This is a genomic window from Pseudonocardia lutea (assembly GCF_042658055.1).
GTDB lineage: Bacteria > Actinomycetota > Actinomycetes > Mycobacteriales > Pseudonocardiaceae > Pseudonocardia > Pseudonocardia lutea.
Genome location: NZ_JBHSQK010000052.1, coordinates 20506 through 38655 on the forward strand (window position 1 = coordinate 20506; position 18150 = coordinate 38655).

20 protein-coding genes are annotated in these 18150 nt (G+C 73.7%); 15 read left to right on the forward strand and 5 right to left on the reverse strand.

All coding sequences use genetic code 11. The annotated features are described in order from the left end of the window. Window positions 1-50 precede the first annotated feature (50 nt). From ACFQH9_RS20300 to ACFQH9_RS20315, 4 genes are all read left to right on the forward strand, one after another. Window positions 51-875 carry a HalD/BesD family halogenase gene (locus tag ACFQH9_RS20300; protein ID WP_379567778.1) on the forward strand — a complete coding sequence of 275 codons (825 nt, stop codon included), beginning with the start codon at window positions 51-53 and terminating at the stop codon, window positions 873-875. A gap of 11 nt (window positions 876-886) precedes the next feature. Beyond that, window positions 887-2647, forward strand: coding sequence for a choline/carnitine O-acyltransferase (locus tag ACFQH9_RS20305; RefSeq protein ID WP_379567780.1), 1761 nt, complete (start codon window positions 887-889; stop codon window positions 2645-2647). 137 nt (window positions 2648-2784) lie between these two features. Beyond that, entirely contained in the window at window positions 2785-3501 is a 717-nt protein-coding gene (locus ACFQH9_RS20310) for a glycerophosphodiester phosphodiesterase (RefSeq protein WP_379567782.1), read from the forward strand. Window positions 3502-3717: 216 nt separating this feature from the next. Beyond that, a complete protein-coding gene (locus ACFQH9_RS20315) occupies window positions 3718-4296 on the forward strand; it encodes a dihydrofolate reductase family protein (RefSeq protein WP_379567784.1) in 579 nt (192 codons plus the stop codon). A gap of 55 nt (window positions 4297-4351) precedes the next feature. On the opposite strand, the gene ACFQH9_RS20320 is transcribed toward ACFQH9_RS20315, so the two are convergent. Then, the gene (locus tag ACFQH9_RS20320) at window positions 4352-4504 is read right to left on the reverse strand and encodes a hypothetical protein (protein ID WP_379567786.1); all 153 of its coding nucleotides are present in this window, start codon (window positions 4502-4504) and stop codon (window positions 4352-4354) included. A 94-nt stretch (window positions 4505-4598) separates the two neighbouring features. After that, window positions 4599-6038 carry an FAD-binding oxidoreductase gene (locus ACFQH9_RS20325; RefSeq protein WP_379567788.1) on the reverse strand — a complete coding sequence of 480 codons (1440 nt, stop codon included), beginning with the start codon at window positions 6036-6038 and terminating at the stop codon, window positions 4599-4601. Window positions 6039-6352: 314 nt separating this feature from the next. Here ACFQH9_RS20325 and ACFQH9_RS20330 point away from each other — a divergent pair, with 314 nt between their 5' ends. From ACFQH9_RS20330 to ACFQH9_RS20340, 3 genes are all read left to right on the forward strand, one after another. Then, entirely contained in the window at window positions 6353-6742 is a 390-nt protein-coding gene (locus tag ACFQH9_RS20330; protein WP_379567790.1) for an STAS domain-containing protein, read from the forward strand. 87 nt (window positions 6743-6829) lie between these two features. Further along, complete coding sequence (locus tag ACFQH9_RS20335) at window positions 6830-7375, forward strand: DoxX family protein (protein WP_379567792.1); 546 nt, start codon at window positions 6830-6832, stop codon at window positions 7373-7375. A gap of 39 nt (window positions 7376-7414) precedes the next feature. Beyond that, on the forward strand, window positions 7415-7711 hold the full coding sequence (locus tag ACFQH9_RS20340; RefSeq protein WP_379567794.1) for a DUF1330 domain-containing protein: 297 nt from the start codon (window positions 7415-7417) through the stop codon (window positions 7709-7711). A 9-nt stretch (window positions 7712-7720) separates the two neighbouring features. On the opposite strand, the gene ACFQH9_RS20345 is transcribed toward ACFQH9_RS20340, so the two are convergent. Continuing rightward, complete coding sequence (locus tag ACFQH9_RS20345; protein ID WP_379567796.1) at window positions 7721-7978, reverse strand: DUF6510 family protein; 258 nt, start codon at window positions 7976-7978, stop codon at window positions 7721-7723. 3 nt (window positions 7979-7981) lie between these two features. Continuing rightward, on the reverse strand, window positions 7982-8581 hold the full coding sequence (locus ACFQH9_RS20350) for a molybdopterin-dependent oxidoreductase (RefSeq protein WP_379567798.1): 600 nt from the start codon (window positions 8579-8581) through the stop codon (window positions 7982-7984). A 232-nt stretch (window positions 8582-8813) separates the two neighbouring features. On the opposite strand from ACFQH9_RS20350, the gene ACFQH9_RS20355 reads away from it, so the two are divergent. From ACFQH9_RS20355 to ACFQH9_RS20390, 8 genes are all read left to right on the forward strand, one after another. Further along, window positions 8814-9740: a MetQ/NlpA family ABC transporter substrate-binding protein gene (locus ACFQH9_RS20355; protein ID WP_379567800.1), complete on the forward strand. Its 927-nt coding sequence runs from the start codon at window positions 8814-8816 to the stop codon at window positions 9738-9740. 5 nt (window positions 9741-9745) lie between these two features. Then, on the forward strand, window positions 9746-10888 hold the full coding sequence (locus ACFQH9_RS20360; RefSeq protein ID WP_379567802.1) for a methionine ABC transporter ATP-binding protein: 1143 nt from the start codon (window positions 9746-9748) through the stop codon (window positions 10886-10888). After that, window positions 10885-11544, forward strand: coding sequence for a methionine ABC transporter permease (locus tag ACFQH9_RS20365; RefSeq protein WP_379567804.1), 660 nt, complete (start codon window positions 10885-10887; stop codon window positions 11542-11544). The genes ACFQH9_RS20360 and ACFQH9_RS20365 overlap by 4 nt, the downstream gene beginning before the upstream one ends. Before the next feature lie 138 nt (window positions 11545-11682). Continuing rightward, window positions 11683-13623, forward strand: a complete 1941-nt coding sequence (gene uraD / locus ACFQH9_RS20370) for a 2-oxo-4-hydroxy-4-carboxy-5-ureidoimidazoline decarboxylase (protein ID WP_379567807.1) — start codon at window positions 11683-11685, stop codon at window positions 13621-13623. Next, the gene (gene uraD / locus ACFQH9_RS20375) at window positions 13620-14111 is read left to right on the forward strand and encodes a 2-oxo-4-hydroxy-4-carboxy-5-ureidoimidazoline decarboxylase (protein WP_379567809.1); all 492 of its coding nucleotides are present in this window, start codon (window positions 13620-13622) and stop codon (window positions 14109-14111) included. Before uraD (ACFQH9_RS20370) ends, uraD (ACFQH9_RS20375) begins: the two co-directional genes overlap by 4 nt. Continuing rightward, window positions 14108-14401: a hydroxyisourate hydrolase gene (locus tag ACFQH9_RS20380; protein WP_379567811.1), complete on the forward strand. Its 294-nt coding sequence runs from the start codon at window positions 14108-14110 to the stop codon at window positions 14399-14401. Before uraD (ACFQH9_RS20375) ends, ACFQH9_RS20380 begins: the two co-directional genes overlap by 4 nt. A 2-nt stretch (window positions 14402-14403) precedes the next feature. Further along, window positions 14404-15261, forward strand: a complete 858-nt coding sequence (gene pucL, locus ACFQH9_RS20385) for a factor-independent urate hydroxylase (protein ID WP_379567813.1) — start codon at window positions 14404-14406, stop codon at window positions 15259-15261. 256 nt (window positions 15262-15517) lie between these two features. Beyond that, complete coding sequence (locus ACFQH9_RS20390) at window positions 15518-16510, forward strand: zinc-binding dehydrogenase (RefSeq protein ID WP_379567815.1); 993 nt, start codon at window positions 15518-15520, stop codon at window positions 16508-16510. Between the two features lie 110 nt (window positions 16511-16620). On the opposite strand, the gene ACFQH9_RS20395 is transcribed toward ACFQH9_RS20390, so the two are convergent. Continuing rightward, window positions 16621-18138 (reverse strand): PucR family transcriptional regulator, encoded by a 1518-nt coding sequence (locus tag ACFQH9_RS20395; protein ID WP_379567817.1) that lies wholly within the window; start codon window positions 18136-18138, stop codon window positions 16621-16623. Window positions 18139-18150 lie beyond the last annotated feature (12 nt).

Below are 18150 nucleotides of genomic sequence, written 5' to 3' on the forward strand. Positions count from 1 at the left end.
GTGGCCGAGACCGCGAGGCCGCGGCGGCGAGGTGAGGGGGGCGGGTACCGATGGGCCCGACGATCGTGGACACCGTTCGCTATCCGCTGGACGGTGGGGAGCTCGCCGCGACGGTGCGCGCCGAGCTCCGTGCCTCGGGATGCTGCGTGCTACCCGGGTTCGTCAAGGAGGACCGGCTCGAGGCGCTGCGGCAGGAGGGGCGGTCACTGGCCCCGCTGGCGCATCACGAGGTCGAGATCGTCAACGTCTACAACACCGAGCCGGACGCCGATCTCCCCGCGGACCATCCGGGTCGTCGCCGGATGGTCCGCGGCAACGCGTTCGTCGCCCGCGACCGCATCCCGCGCGACGCACTGCTGCAGCGGCTCTATACCGATCCGTCCGTGAAGGGGTTCCTCGCGGCGGCGTTCGGGCTGACCGAGGTGTTCGAGCTGGCGGATCCCCTGTCGGGGCTGGTGCTCAACGTCGTCGCCCCCGGTCGGGAGCATCCGTGGCATTTCGACACCAACGAGTTCACGGTCAGTCTGCTGACCCAGACCGCCGAGGTCGGGGGCCTGTTCCAGTACTACCCCGGCATCCGGTCGCCGCAGGACGAGAACCTCGACGCGGTCTCCGCGGTGCTCGACGGCGACCACCGTGGCGTGCGCACGCTGGAGCTGCGGCCGGGCGACCTGCAGCTCTTCGCGGGGCGGTACTCGTTGCACCGGGTCAGCCCGGTCGAGGGAGCCCGCGAACGGCACACCGCGATCCTCGCCTACAGCGCTCGCCCCGGTGTCGTCGGCACCGCGGCGCGGACCCGGCAACTCTTCGGTCGGGTCGCCGACGTCCACGCCGCTCCTGCCGGCCCCCCACGCGTCGACGGGCTCCTGATCTGAGGCGGCCCACGATGCCCCTCTCCCCCCTGACCTTCGGCAACGAGGACGCGCTGCCCCGGGTGCCCCTGCCGTCCCTCGAGGTCACCGGTCGGCGGTTCCTGGAGTGGTGCGCGCCGCTGCTGACCGACGACGAGCGCGCCCGGACCGAGAAGGCGCTCGACGAGTTCCTCACCGGCGAGGGCCCCGAGCTCGACGCCGCCCTGCGCGCCTACGACGCCGCCCCCGGCGTGCACAGCTGGCTGGACGCCTTCTGGCGCTCCCGCTACCTCGGCCGACGCGACCGCATCGCGCTCAACGCCAACTTCTTCTTCCTCTTCCAGGACGCCCCCGGCCTCGGGCGTGTCGAGCGGGCCGCCGGGCTGACCGCCGCCACGGTCGCCTACAAGCTGGCGATAGACGCGCAGGCGGTGCCACCGGCGACGCGGCGGGGCGAGCCGCTGTCGATGGAGCAGTTCAAGTACCTGTTCTCGGCCTGCCGCATCCCGGGCCGCGAGATCGACACGAGCCGCACCCCGTACACCGACGCGTGGCCGGGACCGTCGACCGAGCGGCACGTCGTGGTATTCCACCACGGCCACGCCGTCCGGCTCGACGTGATCGCGCCGGACGGGACACCGCACTCGGCCGCCGAGATCGCCGACGGGCTCCGCGCCGTGGTCGCGGCGACGGCCGGCCGCGGCGACGCCGTCGGGCACCTCACGACCATGGCCCGCGCGGCCTGGGCGGAGAGCCGCGAGGCGCTGCGCGAGCACAATGCGGCGGCCCTCGAGACGATCGAGACCGCGCTGTTCTGCGTGGCCCTGGAGGACACCGTCCCGAAGGAGCCGCGCGAGGCCTGCGACGTCCTCCTGCACGGCGACTCGGGCAACCGCTGGTTCGACAAGTCGCTCACGCTCGTCGTGCTCGGCGACGGCACCGCCGGGCTCAACGGCGAGCACTGCGAGCTCGACGGCACCACCGTCATCGGCTACGTCGACGCGGTCCTCGGCGCACCGACCCCGGACCTCCCCGGCGCGGGTCCCGCCGCCGTCACCCCCCTCCGCTGGCACCTCGACGACGCCCTGCACGCCGACATCGCCCGGGCCGGCAGCGAGTTCGCCGACCACGCCGCCGCCTGCGCCACCGCCACGCTCAGCATCACGAGCGTCACCAGCGCCCGCGCCAAGCAGCTCCGCTGCTCCCCCGACGCGTTCGCCCAGCTGGCCTTCCAGCTCGCCCACCGCCGCGCGAAGGGCATCACCGGCGCCACCTACGAGTCGATCGCCACCCGCCACTTCCGTCACGGCCGCACCGAGGCCATGCGCGTGGTCACCCCCGAGATCGTCGTGTTCGTCGACGCGATGACCGATCCTGCCGTCGGCGACGACGAGCGGCGCGCCGCCTTCCGCGCCGCCGCCGACGCCCACGTGCGCCGCGCCACGCAGTGCCGGGCCGGCGACGCCCCCGAACAGCACCTGTGGGAGCTGCAGTGGATCCAGCGCCGTCGCGGCGGCCCGGACCTGCCCTTCTTCGACTGCCCCGGCTGGACGATCCTGCGCGACGACCACCTGTCCACCAGCGCCGTGCCGTCACCCCGCATCCAGTACTTCGGCTTCGGCTCGACCAGCCCGAACTGCATCGGTGTCGGCTACGGCCTGCAGCACGACCGCCTCGACGTCTACCTGACGACCCCCCGCCCCGTCGCCGACCGGATGCACCTCTTCGCCGCCCGCCTCCGCGAGGCGCTCGCCGAGCTCGACGATCTCCTCGCCACCGAGCAGCCCCCCGGCTGATCCCGGCCGCCACACCGCCCTCCTGCCGTCCGCCGCGGACCTCCTCACCGACGGCCGCCCGTGATCGTCACCAGGCCGTCACCTGCCGTCCCTCCGGCGCACGCACGTGCCTCACCCTCCCCCGCGAGCGTGCGGAGGTGGCCCCGAACGCCGGCACGCCCCTGGCCATCGCGCACCGCGGAGACCCGCACGGACACCGGGAGAACACCGTCCCGGCCGTGCTCGCGGCCCTCGACCAGGGCGCCGATCTGGTCGAGATCGACCTCGCGCTGACCCGCGACGGAACCGCCGTGCTGCTGCACGACGAGACGTTGACCCGGTTGTGGGGTCGCGCCCTGGCGGTCGCCGACACCGACATCACCGAGATCCGGGCGGTCCGGTCCGGCTGCGGCCGGTACGAGATCCCCGAGTTCGACCAGGTCCTGCGCCTGCTGGCGGGAAGCGGAACGGGGCTGATGGTCGACGTGAGAGCACCCGCGGCCGCCGAGGCGGCCGGGGAGATCGTGGAGAAGCACGGCGAGTTCGACCGGACGGTGTTCGCCGGGGACCTGGGCAGCCTGCTGGCGGTGCGGCGGCGCTGGCGGCAGGCCCGGATCGCGCTGTCCTGGTACGTGCCGCAGCGGCCCTCACCGGGCCTGTTGGAGGTCCTGCGCCCGGAGTTCTACAACCCGCACTGGCCGTTGCTGAGCCGGCCCGTGATCGACGACATGCACGAGCGGGGGCTGCGGGTGTCGACCTGGACCGTGGACCACCCGCCGACCATGGCGCAGCTGCTCGGCATCGGCGTGGACGCGGTGATCACGAACCGGTTGTCCCGGTTCCTGGCTGTGCGGGCCGTTCACCAGGCCCGGTGACGGGGGCGCCGCCCCGAGGGGGCACAGGACACCCGGACGGCCGAGTTTCCGTCACTGATTGCACGCGCATCCATCGCCCGTGCCTCGGCGACCGGCAGGCTCCGCCCTGCGGAGGAGGGGTCGGCCGCCGAGGCACCCTCACCGGCCGCGATGAGTCCCGCCCCGGTTCCCGGTCTGCCTCCTCACACCCGATCGACCGGTACCCGGGAGAACACCATGACCGCGACCTACACCTTCGACGTCTTCTCCAGCCTCGACGGCTTCGGCGCCGCCGGCGGCGACTGGACCGGCTACTGGGGCAAGCAGGGCCCCGAGCTGCTCGCCCACCGCCTCGGCCTCTACGACGGCGAGCAGCGGATGGTCTTCGGGGCCACCACGTACCGCGCGTTCGCGCAGATGCTGGCCTCGAGCACCGAGGGGTCCGAGGTGCGTGACCCCTGGGTCACCCGGATGAGGGGCCTGCCGGCGACAGTGGTGTCGACCACGCTGGAGGAACCCCTCGACTGGCCCGACGCGACCGTCGTGCGCAGCGACGCCGTCGACGTCGTCGCCCGGCTCAAGGAGGAGTCCGAGGTGCCGTTGCGCTCGCACGGCAGCCTGTCGATGAACCGGGCGCTGATGGCCGCCGGGCTGGTCGACCGGGTCCAGGTGACGCTCTTCCCCGTGATCACGGGCCGGACCGGGCTGGACCCGATCTTCCGGGGCGCGGCCGACTTCGACCTCGAGCTGCTCGAGAGCCGTACGCTCGACGGGCACATCCAGGAGCTCGTCTACCGGCCGACCGTGCACGGCTGAGTCCGCGCCGCATCCCGCGGAGGCAGAACCGCGCGCGGCCCGCCGGCGGCTCCCGTCAGGGACCGGGGTGCCAGTCGTTGGCGACGTCGAGGTCGTGCAGCAGCCGGGCCAGGGTCTCGTCGTCGAGGGGACCCGTCTGCGGGAGCGGTCCCGTGGCGCTCGCCGGGGACTCACCGAGTGGCGTGACGGGCTCCTGCGGTTGGGTCATCCGATGCTCCTCTCCGGGGTCGGCGCACACGCGCCGGTACGGGACGCCGACCACCGTGCTCCTCCCGCCCGCTCCCGGGTAGCGCCGGACGGAGTCAGCCCGGAGTGGGGACGATGTTGTTGTTCAGCTGGAAGAAGTTGTCCGGGTCGAGGGCGGCCTTGATCCGGCCGAGGCGGTGCAGGTTGCGGCCGAAGGCGGTGTCCGTGCCGGCCTGCAGGGGCTCGTCCTGCAGGCCGGTGAAGTTCAGGAACACCCGGCCGTTGCCGTACTTCGCCATCTCCTCCCAGGCCGAGCGGCACCAGGCGATCGCGGCCTCGTCCTGGCCCGGATCGGTCCACGTGGTGTCGAACGAGACCATGTAGGGCGAGGTCCGCTCGGCGAACGCGGTCGCCTCCGGATCCACGGCGTGCACGGCGCCGCCCAGGCGGAAGGTGTTCACCAGCGTGTTCGGAGCCGGCCGGTCCAGCGCCCGGCGGACGAGGGCGTCGATCGCGTCGTCGGTGAGCTCGTCGAGGTACTGGGACTTCCAGTAGGCCCGGAGCCGGCCCCTCGGGAACAAGGGGTCGAGGGAGGCCTGGACCGCCGCGTAGGGCATCGGCTGCGACATGTCGAACACGGGAGTGCCCAGCTCGCGCAGCGGCTGAAGCACCCGCATCCCCTCGTCCGGGTCGGGTCCGCAGTGCACCGCGGCGGCGATCGCGACGGGCCGGTCGTGGATGACCTCGGGCATCCCCGGGGCGGCCGGGAACGTCATCGTCACGACCACGGTGGTGACCTCGTCCGGCGCTGCGGCGGCGTACTCCCGCCACCCGCGCTCGACGGCCCCCAGGTCCTCCAGCGGGTACATCACGCCGGCGAACGCGACGAGAGGGCCGACGGGGTGCAGCCGGAAGGTGAAGGAGGTGACGACGCCGAAGTTGCCGCCCCCTCCCCGGAGCGCCCAGAGCAGGTCGGGGTCGTCGGTCTCCGACGCGGTCCGCACGGTGCCGTCGGCGCACACGACCTGCGCCTCGACGAGGTTGTCGCAGGACAACCCGTACTTCGCGTTGAGGTGTCCGTAGCCGCCGCCCAGCGTCAGCCCGGCGACCCCGGTCTCCGACACCCGCCCCAGCGGGGTCGCCAGGCCGAACGCCTGGGTCTCCCGGTCCACGTCGCCGAGCAGCGCCCCGCCCTGCACCCGGGCCAGCCTGCGCTCCGGGTCGACCAGCACCCCGCGCATGGCCGAGAGGTCGATCAGCAGGCCGTCGGGGATGCTGGACAGGCCGGCGACGGAGTGGCCGCCGCCGCGCACCCCGACCAGCAACCCGCGCGAGCGCGCGAAGCGCACGGCCTCGACGACGTCCGCCGTCCCGCTGCACCGCGCCGTCAACGCCGCCCGGTCGGCGTACATCGCGTTCCACTCCTGGCACGGCTCGGGCGTCCCGGTGGAGTCGCCGGCCACCAGCGGCCCGCGCAGGGCGGCGTCCAGCTCTCCGAGGACGTCGTCGGACAGGTGCTCGCGGGACCCGTCGGCCCGCGTCAGCGTGACGGTCATGGCGCACCTCTCAACCCGGCCGCCGCGGCGGGCGGTCGTTGGCGTGCCGATCGCGGACGCGATCGGGTCGTGAGCAGGCACGGCCGTGAGCCGGCCAGGCTAGCGACACCGGTGCCGCGAGGAAGGGGCCGAAGGGCCCGTCGCCGAGGGTCGTGCACGCCCGGGTGGACGCCGCGCCCGGTCGTCGCGGTCCGGCGTCGCCGGGCCTCGGGGCCCACCAGGATCGCCGGCTGACCACGACGGCACGCGGCCGGAACCCGCGGCACCCGGGACCGGCTGCGTACTGATTACGCAGGGTTGTATCGTGCTCACCCATGGCGTCCCGACCGTCGAGAGGACCGCAGGTCCGGGTGGCGGTCCGGCGTCACGATCACGGCGGGCAGTCGGCCGTGGTCGTCCGGGTCGCGGGCGAGGTCGACGACGAGACCGGCGGTGAGGTCCGGGCCGCCTTCTCCGGCGCGTTCGCCGCCGGGGTCCCGACGCTCGTCGTCGACCTCACCGAGGTCACCCTGCTCGCCTCGGACGGTATCGCCGACCTGCTGCTCGCCCGGCGCACGGCCGCCGCGACCGGCACGGCCCTGCGCGTCGTCGTCGGTGAGAACCCGCGCGTGCTCCGTCCGCTGCACCTCACCGGCGTCACCGACTTCCTCGAGCTGTGCCGCGACCTCGACGAGGCCCTCGCCCACGGCACCCGGGCGAGCTGACCCACCGCGTCCACCGCGTCCGGCAGGGTTGGGGCGCGCCTGAGCGGGAACCTGCGGCCCTCGACCGGACGACCGGGAGGAGTCGGAATGTCGATCGGGATCGCCGTCCTGCGGGCCGTGATCGGGCTGCTGTTCCTGGGGCACGGGCTCCAGAAGCTGACGGAGAGGTTCGGCGGGCACGGTCTGGAGCAGACCGCCGCGGGCTTCGAGAGCATGGGGCTGCGGCCCGGGAAGCGGAACGCGCTGGCCGCGGGCGTCTCGGAGGCGGCCGGCGGGGCGCTGCTCACCGCCGGGCTGGCCACCCCCCTCGCCACGAGCGTGATCACGGGGACGATGGGCTCCGCGGTCTACCACGTCCACGGGCCGAAGGGCCCCTGGGCGACGCAGGGCGGCTGGGAGTACAACGCGGTGGTCCTCGCCGCGGTCTTCGGGCTCGCCGCGACCGGGCCCGGCGCGCTCTCGCTCGACCACCTGCTGGGCATCGAGCGCAAGGGCGCCGGCGTCGCCGCCGCGCAGCTCGCGGCGGGGCTGCTCGGTTCCGCGGTCGTCGCGGCCCTCGCGAAGGCGCCCGCCGCGCAGCCCGGGAACGGGTCCGCCACCGAGATGCCGGCCGCCGAGCGGGCCGACACCTGAGCCTGCCGTCACACCGGCACTCAGGGCAGGATCGGCGTCGTGACGGCGTACTGGGTCAACACGTTCACCGCCATCCACGACGAGGAGCGGCTCCGGCGCTACGCCGAGCTCGCGGGCCCCGCCATGCGGGCGGCGGGCGGCCGGTTCCTCGCCCGGGGCAACCCCGTCGACGTGCTGGAGGGCGACTCGGCCCTCCGCACGACGATCATCGAGTTCCCGGATCCGGCCGCCGCCCGGGCCGCCTACGAGTCCGAGGCCTACCAGGAGGCGTTGCGGGTGCTCGGCGACGCCGCCACCCGGGAGATCAAGGTTCTCCAGGGCGTCGAGGACGACTGACGCGCCCGATCAGCCCCCGGCAGGGTCCGGTGCGGTGACCGTGAGCAGGCGGGTCCCGGAGAGGTCGAGCCGGATCCGCCCGCCGCCGGTCCCGAACCGCAGCACGACGGCCGCGCAGGTGGGGCACCGCACGACGAGCGCCGGGGCGTCCGGGTACAGGTCGTGGGCGCGCAGTTCGGTGTTCGCGCCGCAGCCCCCGCAGGTGAGGACGGCACCGGTGAGGTCGAGCGCGAAGAGGCCGCGCAGGTCGTCGAGCGTGGTCGCCATCCCTCAGTCCCCCGCGTAGCGCTGCTCGCGCCACGGATCGCCGTAGTCGTGGTAGCCGAAGGTCTCCCAGAACCCCGGCTCGTCGAGCAGCGTGAGCGCCAGCCCGCGTACCCACTTCGCCGACTTCCAGAAGTACAGGTGCGGCACGAGCAGCCGCGCCGGTCCGCCGTGCTCGGGCGCGAGCGGCTCGTCCTCGTAGGTGTCGACCACCCACGCCTGCCCACCGGTCAGGTCCTCGACCGGGAGGTTCGTGGTGTAGCCGCCGTCGGAGAAGGCGACGACGTACTCCGCGGCCGTCTCCACGTCCGCGAGCAGGGTGTCGACCGACACCCCGGACCAGTGGGTGTCGAACTTCGACCAGCTGGTCACGCAGTGGATGTCCACGGTGACCGGCTCGTGCGGGAGGGCCCGGAACTCCTCCCACGTCCACCGGTGCAGGCCGTCGACCTGCCCCTGCACCACGAAGTCCCACTCGCCGAGCGGGGTGTGCGGTGTCGGCCCCGCGGTGAGCACCGGGAACCCGTCGCCGATGTCGCGCTGGCCGGGAGGCAGCCGCCCGTCGCGTCGCCCCCGTCCGTGGAACCCCCGCGAGATCACGGCCATCGCCCACCCCTTCCGTCCGGAGCCCCCGAGCATGCCGGGTGCGCGGGTCCGGCCCCATCACGCGTTCGGACCACGGCACTGCGGCGGCCGGGTCCACCGGCGGCGGGAGGCGTGGATCCGGACGGGCCGGGTACTGGGGTGGGCGTCGCACCGAGACCTGCTGCGCACCCGTGGGGCGCGACGCGCCGTGCGGCCCGTGCCGCCGGTCGCTTCCCGAGAGGATGAGTTCGCCATGCCGCGCCTTCCGCGCCCCCCGCGCGCGCTGCTCCTGCTCGTGCCCGCCCTCCTGCTCGCCGCCCTGGCCGGCGCGGCCTGCTCCGCGCCGGGCTCGGCCCCCTCGGGCGACTCCGGGGGCGGGAGCGGGGGCGGCCGGACCGTCTCGATCGGGGTCGCCGACGCCAGCGAGAACTACTGGAACGTCTACAGGACCAAGGCCGCCGCCCAGGGCATCACGGTGAACCTGGTCAACTTCACCGACTACAACCAGCCCAACCCGGCGCTGTCCCAGGGCCAGCTGCAGCTCAACGAGTTCCAGCACCTGCTCTACCTGGCCAACTACAACGTCAAGAACCACGACACCCTCGTGCCGATCGGCGCGACCGCGGTCTACCCGCTGCCGCTGTACTCGACCACGCACACCTCGCTGGACCAGATCCCGCAGGGCGGACGGGTCGCGATCCCCAACGACCCCACCAACCAGGCCCGGGCGCTGCTGGTGCTGCAGGCGGCGAAGCTGATCTCGCTCAAGGGCGGCGGCAACTCGCTCTCCACCCCGAACGACATCGACACCGCGGCGTCGAAGGTCACCGTGCTGCCGGTCGACGCCGCCCAGACCGCGGCGAACCTGGCCGGCGTCGACGCGGCCGTCGTGAACAACAACTTCGCCACCGCGGCCAACCTCGGCGACGACAAGATCCTCTTCGCCGAGGACCCGAACAGCGAGGCGGCCAAGCCCTACATCAACGCCTTCGTCGCCCGGTCCGCCGACAAGGACAACCCGACCTACCTGAAGCTCGCGCAGCTCTACCACGACCCCGAGGTCGTCGACGCCGTCCGCAAGGACCTCGGCACCTCCGGCGTCCTCAAGACCAACGACGCCGCGGACCTGCAGGCCACCACGGCGCAGATCGAGGACACCATCCGGAAGGCGGGCGGCTGACCCCGATGGCCGCCGCACCCGACGCCGAGCCCGACACCGGGCCCGACACCGGGCCCGACACCGGGCCCGGTGCAGGACCCGGCGCCGCGCCGGTCATCTCCTTCCGCGGGGCCACCAAGGTCTTCGCCGGCCCGCGCGGCGGGGTCCGGGCCGTCGACGACGTCGACCTCGACGTCCGGGCCGGGGAGATCACCGGCGTGATCGGCTACTCCGGAGCGGGCAAGAGCACGCTCGTGCGCATGATCAACGCCCTCGAGCTGCCCACCGCCGGCACGGTGACGGTGGCCGGCCGGGAGACCGGGGCGCTCGGCGAGCGCGGGCTGCGCGCACTGCGCGCCGACGTCGGGATGATCTTCCAGCAGTTCAACCTGTTCTCCTCCCGCACCGTCGCCGGGAACGTCGGCTACCCGCTGCGCATCGCGGGCTGGTCACGGGAGCGGCGCAAGGCCCGGGTGGCCGAGCTGCTGAGGTTCGTCGGGATCGCGGACAAGGCCCGCCAGTTCCCGGCGCAGCTCTCCGGCGGGCAGAAACAACGCGTCGGGATCGCCCGCGCGCTGGCGACCTCGCCCGGGATCCTGCTCGCGGACGAGGCCACCAGCGCGCTGGACCCCGAGACGACCCAGGACGTCCTCGCCCTGCTCCGGCGGGTGAACGCCGAGCTCGGCACGACCATCGTGGTGATCACCCACGAGATGGAGGTGGTCAGCTCGATCTGCGACACGGTCGCGGTCATGGAGCAGGGCCGGGTCATCGAGCACGGCCCGGTCTACGACGTGTTCGCCGACCCGCGGGAGCCCGCCACCCGCCGGTTCGTGCACAGCGTCCTGCGGGACCGACCGTCCGCGGAGACCCTGGCCCGCCTGCGGGAACACTTCCCGGGCCGCATCGTGACCGTGCGGGTGCGGGCCGATCCGGGCACCCGCTCGGCGCTCTCCGACGTCCTCACCGCCCACGCCACCGAGCGCGGGGTCCGCAGCACCATCGTCTACGGCGGCATCCGCGAGCTCGCCGACAAACCCCTGGGCAGCATCACCTTCGAGCTCGCCGGCCCCGACGACGCGGTCGACGCGCTCGTCGCCGACCTGCGCCGGCACACCCCGGTGGAGGAGGCCGCCGACCGCGGCGACCCGACCGAGGAGGCCGGATGACCGACTGGGGAACGCTCGCGCCGATCCTGTGGCTGTCCTTCCAGCAGACCGTCTACATGGTGTTCTGGACGATGCTGGTGGCCGGGCTGCTGGGGCTCCTGCTCGGCGTGGCGCTCTACACCACCCGCCGCGGCGGGCTGCTGCAGAACGGGCCCGTCTTCCACCTGCTCAACGTGCTGGTCAACATCATCCGGCCGATCCCGTTCATCATCTTCATCACCGCGATCGGGCCGCTGACGCTGCTCGTGATGGGCACGACCATCGGCACCCGGTCCGTGCTGTTCCCGATGGCCGGCATGGCCACGTTCGTCATCGGCCGGATCGTCGAGCAGAACCTCGTCGCCGTGGATCCCGGGGTGGTCGAGGCCGCCCGGGCGATGGGCGCCAGCCGCCTGCGGATCATCTGGAGCGTCCTCGTGCCCGAGGCGCTCGGCCCGCTGATCCTCGGGTACACGTTCATCTTCGTGGCGGTCGTCGACATGTCCGCGATGGCCGGCTACGTCGGCGGCGGAGGGCTGGGCAACTTCGCCATCAGCTACGGCTACCAGCAGTTCGACTGGACCGTCACGCTCGTCACGGTCCTGATCATCATCGTGATCGTGCAGGCCGCACAGCTGCTCGGGAACTGGCTGGCGCGCCGGGCCCTGCGCCGCTAGGTGTGCAGCTAGGCCCTGTCGGATCGCACAAAGCGCGGTGCACGGGCACGCGCCGGGTTCGTGCTCCCGGTGCCTGCCGGCAGCGGGACCGGCCACGGAAGGTATGACGCGTCCCACAACACCCCCTGCGAGGTGCCCGTGCGCGCTACCGCCCGATCCCGTCCGCGCAGCCCCGGCCGCAGGCCGCACCCGGTCGACGAGGTGCTGCCCGCCGGCAAGCTGGCCGTCTACGGCGTCCAGCACGTGCTCGCCTTCTACGCCGGCGCGGTCATCGTGCCGATCCTGCTGGCCGGCGCGATCGGCCTGTCGGAGCGCGAGCTGATCCACCTGATCAACGCCGACCTGTTCACCTGCGGCATCGCGTCGATCATCCAGTCCGTCGGGTTCTGGAAGGTCGGCGTGCGGCTGCCGCTGCTGCAGGGCGTCACGTTCACCGCGGTCTCGCCCATGATCGCGATCGGGCTCGCGGCGGGCGGCGGGACCGAGGGCCTGCTGGTGATCTACGGCGCCGTGATCGTCGCCGGCCTGTTCACCTTCCTCATCGCCCCCTGGTTCAGCAATCTGATCCGGTTCTTCCCGCCGGTCGTCACGGGCACGGTCATCACGATCATCGGCCTGGCCCTGCTGCCGGTCGCCGCGCAGGACGCCGTCGGCGGCGGCTCCGCGCCCGATCCCACCAGCGCCCGCAACCTCGCCTACGCCCTCGGCACCCTGGCCGTCATCGTCGTCATCCAGCGCGTGTTCCGTGGCTTCACCGCCACCGTGGCCGTGCTGATCGGGCTGGTCCTGGGCACGGGCGTGGCCTGGCTGCTGGGCGACGCGTCGTTCGCCGCCGTCGGGGAGTCCTCCTGGTTCGGCGTCACCACGCCCTTCTACTTCGGCTGGCCGAAGTTCGCCGGCGCCGCGATCGTCTCGATGATCGTCGTCATGCTGATCACCGCGGTCGAGACCACCGGCGACGTCTTCGCCACCGGCGAGATCGTGGACAAGCGGGTCGGCCGGGAGGACATCGCCCGGGCGCTGCGGGCCGACGGCCTGGCCACCACGATCGGCGGCGTCCTCAACTCCTTCCCCTACACCTGCTTCGCCGAGAACGTCGGACTGGTCCGGCTGACCCGCGTCAAGAGCCGGTACGTCGTCGCCGCCGCGGGCGTGTTCATGATCCTGATCGGGCTGGTGCCCAAGGCCGGCGCGGTCGTCGCGGGCATCCCGCACCCGGTGCTGGGCGGCGCGGCCCTGGCGATGTTCGCGACCGTGGCCGTCGTCGGCATCCAGACGCTGTCCCGCGTCGACTTCCACGACCACCGCAACGTCGTGATCGTCGGGACGAGCCTGGGGCTGGCGATGTTCGTGACCGCGCAGCCCGACGTCGCGAGGGCCCTGCCCCCGTGGGCGCAGATCGTGTTCGGCTCCGGGATCACCCTCGGCAGCATCACCGCGATCGTGCTCAACCTGGTGTTCCACCACGTCGGCAAGGACTTCGGCCCCGCCGTCGCCGGCGCGCCGGGCACCCCGACGATCCGGCTCGACCAGGTCAACCGGATGAGCAGGGACGAGTTCGTCGCCGCCTTCGGCCGGCTGTTCCAGGGCCCGACGGACGTCGTCGCCCGGGCGTACGACCGCAAGCCGTTCGCCGACACGACGGCCCTGCGCACCGCCTTCCAGGAGGCCCTGTTCGCGGCGCCGCGCGAGGAGCAGCGCGCGCTGATGGCCGCCTACCCCGACCTCGGCGGCGACCGCGTGGCCGACGGCGACGAGGGCGAGGACTCCCGCGAGGACCAGGCCGCGGCCGGGCTGACCCGGCTCTCCGACGACGACCGCAGCGAGTTCGCCGAACTGGCCGCCGCCTACCGCGAGCGCTTCGGGATCCCGCTGATCGTCTGCGTGCGCGAGCACCCGGCCCGCGCCGCGATCCTGCGCGAGGGCCGGCGCCGGCTGGGCAACTCCCCCGCCCAGGAGCACGCGGCGGCGCTGATCGAGATCGCCAAGGTGGCCAACCGGCGCTTCGAGGACCTGGTCGCCGAGGCCAACCCCATCACCACCGCACGGGCCGGTGCCTTCGGGACGGGCGCCCGATGACCGCCGTCGAGCCGCTCACCGTCGGGGCCTTCGACGCGCTGCCCGCCGCCCGCGCCGAGGAGCTGCTCCGCGAGGTCTGCTCCGCGCCGCGCTGGGCGCGGGAGGTGGCGGCCGGCCGCCCCTACGGCAGCCTCACCATCCTGCAGGCGGCGGCCGAGGGCGAACTCGCGGAGGAGGACCTCGACGCAGCCCTGGCCGGTCACCCGCGGATCGGGGACCGGTCCGCCACGGGCACCGCCCGGCGCGAGCAGGGCGCGGTGGCGGGCGCACCGGCGCAGGTCCTGGACGCGCTGGCCGCGGGCAACCGGGCCTACGAGGAGCGCTTCGGGCACGTCTACCTGGTCTGCGCCAGCGGTCGGAGCGCGGAGGACCTGCTCGCCACCCTGCGCGCCCGGCTCGGCAACGACCCCGCGACCGAGCGCCGGGTCGCCCTCGCCGAGCTGGCCGCGATCAACCGGCTGCGGCTGGGGCGGGTGTTCGGCGCATGAGTCTCTCCACCCACGTCCTCGACGCGACGACGGGCGCGCCCGCCGCCGGGATGACCGTCGTGCTGCGCACCGGCGGCCGCGAGCGGGACCGGCTGACCACGGACGCCGACGGCCGGGGCCGCTTCACCGAGCCCGGCGCCGGCGTCCACACGCTGACCTTCGCCACCGGCGACTGGTCCGCCTTCTACCCCGAGGTCACGGTGACCTTCACCGTGACCGACCCGGGGCGGCACCACCACGTACCGCTGCTGCTGTCCCCGTTCGCCTACTCGACCTACCGCGGGAGCTAGACATGGGAATCAGGCTGGGCGCCAACGACTACGGCAAGGCGGAGAACCGCGTGGTGCGGATCTACCGGGACACGGCGCGGCACGAGATCCGCGACGTCACCGTGACGACCGCGCTGCGCGGCGACTTCGCCGCGGCGCACCTGGCGGGCGACCAGTCCCGGGTGCTGCCGACCGACACGCAGAAGAACACCTGCTACGCCTACGCCAAGCAGAAGGGCCTGCGCGAGATCGAGGACTACGCGCTCACGCTGGCCCGGCACTTCGTCGTCGACGTCGAGCCGGTCGAGGGGGCGCGGATCGCGGTCGACGAGCACACCTGGGAGCGGGTGCCGGTCGACGGGCGCGGGCACGACCACACCTGGGTGCGCCGCGAGTCGGAGATCCGGACGACGGTCGTGGAGGTCTCCGCCGAGGGCGAGCGGGTGGTGTCGGGCCTGCGGGACCTGGTGCTGCTCAAGTCCACCGGTTCGGAGTTCGCCGGCTTCCTCACCGACCCGTACACGACCCTCGAGGAGACCCACGACCGGATCATGTCCACCTCGCTCGTCGCGGAGTGGACCTACGTGGGGACGGGCCCGGACTGGTCCGTGGACTGGGACAAGACCTGGGCCGACGTGCGGCGGATCCTCCTCGAGCGTTTCGCCACGGTGCACTCCCTCGCCCTGCAGCAGACCCTGTGGGAGATGGGGAAGGCGGTGCTGGAGTCGCACCCGGAGATCACCGAGATCTCCCTCTCCGCGCCCAACAAGCACCACTTCGCCGTCGACCTCGCCCCCTTCGGCCTGTCCAACGACAACGAGGTCTTCTACGCCGCCGACCGCCCCTACGGCCTCATCCAGGCCACGGTCACCCGCGACTGACCGGGCATCGTGGAACCATGACGCGAATTCAGGCCCGGATCGTGCGCGTTATGGTCCCACAGTGCGAATTCAGGCCCGGATTTCGCGCACTATGGTTCACATGATGCAGGCGGTCGGCCGGGCGCAAGTGGCAGAACTGCGTACTGGCCCTCATCTCCGCCACGGGCGACCATCTCCGCGCCACGGCGGCTCGACGCGGAGGTGACCCATGCCCGGGACGATGCGCGCGGCGCGGTTCCACGGAGCGGATCGGCCGTTGGCCCCCCAAGCCGTGCCGCGGCCCGAGCCCGGGCCCGGCGAGGTGCTCGTCCAGGTCCGGGCCGCGGGGGTCTGCGGCTCGGACGTGCACTTCGCGATCGAGGGCAGCCCGGTCGGGCTGCTGCCCATCACCCTCGGACACGAGATCGCGGGCACCGTCGCGGAGCCCGGGCCGGACGTGCCGGGCCCGCGCGTGGGCGAACGGGTGGTCGTCAACGCCCTGCTCACCGACGGCACCTGCCCGCAGTGCCTGGCCGGCCGCGCGTCGATCTGCGCGAGCCGCAGCTTGGTCGGGGTGCATCGCGACGGTGGGCTCGCCGAGTTCGTCGCGGTCCCGGCGGATGCCCTGCTGCCCCTGCCCGACGAAATCCCGTTCGAGGTCGGCGCCATCGTCACCGACGCCGTCGCCACCCCGTTCCACGCGCTGACCGACGTCGCCCGCGTCCGCGCGGGCGAGGCGGTCGCGATCGTCGGGGCGGGCGGGCTCGGCCTGCACGCGGTGCAGATCGCCCGGTTGCAGGGGGCCTCGCCGGTGATCGCCGTCGACCCGCGGGCGTCGCAGCGCACCCGGGCGGCCGAGGCCGGCGCCGATCTCGTGCTCGAGCCCGGGGCCGAGGCCGCGGAGGCCGTGCTGGCGGCGACCGGTGGGACCGGGGTGGACGTCGCCGCGGAGTTCGTCGGCCGGGCCGACAGCATCGCGGCGGCCGCGGAGCTGCTCCGGCCGGGCGGGCGTCTCGTGGTCTGCGGGATCGGACCGGAATCGATCGTCCTGCCGCCGCCGAGCGTGTTCGTCCGCCGCGAGCTGCAGGTGCTCGGCAGCTACGGATTCACCACCGCGTCCATCCGCTCGGTGCTCGGCCTGATCACCGCGGGCCGGCTCGACCTGAGCCGCTCGATCACCCACCGCTTCCCGCTCGAGGAGGCGGACAAGGCGCTCCAGACGCTGCACCAGAAGCTGGGCGAGCCGCAGCGCGTCGTCGTGCTGCCCTGACCGACCTGCATCAGGGAACCAGGACGCGCGCATCCGGGCCCGATTTCCGCACTCTGGTTCCATAACGCGAACATGCCGGCGCGATTCGAGCACTGAGGTTCCCTACTGCGTCAGCGGGAGCGCAGGGCGAGGAAGAGGTCGACCCGGTCGGGGAAGTCGGCGAGGCTGCGGCCCGTGAGCTCCTCCACCCGCCCGATCCGGTAGCGCACCGTGTTGACGTGCAGGTGCAGGCGCTCCGCGGCCCGGCTCCACGAGCCCGAGCAGTCCAGGAACGCCTCGAGCGTCTCCAGCAGGCCGGCCGCGTTGCGCTCGTCGTAGGCCAGGACCGGGCGGAGGACGCGGTCGGCGAAGGTGCGGCGGACGTCGTCGGGCACGGCGGCGAGCAGGGCGACGTGCGAGGTCACCTCCGCCGCCGTGACCACGGCAACCGCACCCGGGCGCTGCTGGGCGAGCGTCCGCGCGTGCACGGCCTCCTGCAGCGCCCCGGTCAGGGCGGCGAGCGCGGCGGGCCGGCTCACCCCGACGGCGAGCTTCTCCGCCCCGAGGCCGGGTTCGAGGCGGGCCAGCGCGGCGTCGAGCACCGCCGTGTCCCCGGGCACCAGGGCGACGGCCAGCCCCTCGTGGGTGCCGACGACCGGCGGCCCGAGGTGCGCGGCCGCGTCGACCAGGACCGAGCGTGCGGTCTCCACCCGCCCCGGCCCGCTGAACCCCGCCACGGCGACGGCGAGCGGCAGCGACGGGTCGAGCCCGGCCTGCCGCAGCCGCACCGGCAGCTCCGGCCGTTCCCCCGCCCCCTCCGCGACCAGCGCGATCGCGTCGTCGGCGATGTCCCGCGCGACCCGCAGGCCCTCGCTGCGCCGGGCCCGGTCCAGCGCGGCGATCGCGACCAGCTCGCCGACCGCCTCGACGGTCTCCTGGTCCCAGTCCGGCCGCGCGCCGTCGACCGCCACGAACCACGACGTCGTCCGCAGCTCCGACGACGGTCCCACCGGGAACACCGTCCGCGGCGGGCCCGGCGTGACCGCGGGCAGCCGGTCCGCGGTGAGGAAGGTCCGGACGGCGGCGTCGAGCTCGGCCGGGGGCAGCGGCTCCGGGCCGGCCGCGAGCGCCCGCCCGGTCGCGGTGAACACCCGGCAGGTCAACCCGATCCCGGCCCCCACCTGCGCGGTCAGCTCGTCGAGCCCCAGCCCGCTCGCCACCGCGGCCAGCAGCTGGCGTTGCCGGCCCACCGTGACCGCGAGCCGGTCGCCGCGCGCCGCGGTGACCGAGCCGACGACGTACTCCGTCACCGCCGCGAACGAGATCTCCTCGGGCACCTCGAGCAGCGGGACGTCGTGCCGGCGGCAGGCCTCGACGACGTCGTCCGGGATCCCGTGGAACACCGCCGCCCCGGCGGCCAGCGCCGCCACCTTCGCCCGCGCCAGCGCGCCGACGAACCGCTCGGTGTCCGCCCCGCTCGTCCGCCACACCAGCCCGCTGATCACCAGCTCGCCGCCGGAGAGGTAGCGCCCGGGATCGGGCAGGTCGGTGGTGTAGACCCAGCGCACCGGGCGCCCGAGTGCCGCCTCGTCGCCGTGCAGCAGCCGCAGCTTCAGGTCGGGCCGTCCGACCAGGTCACGCAGCAGCATTGGAGGAACGTA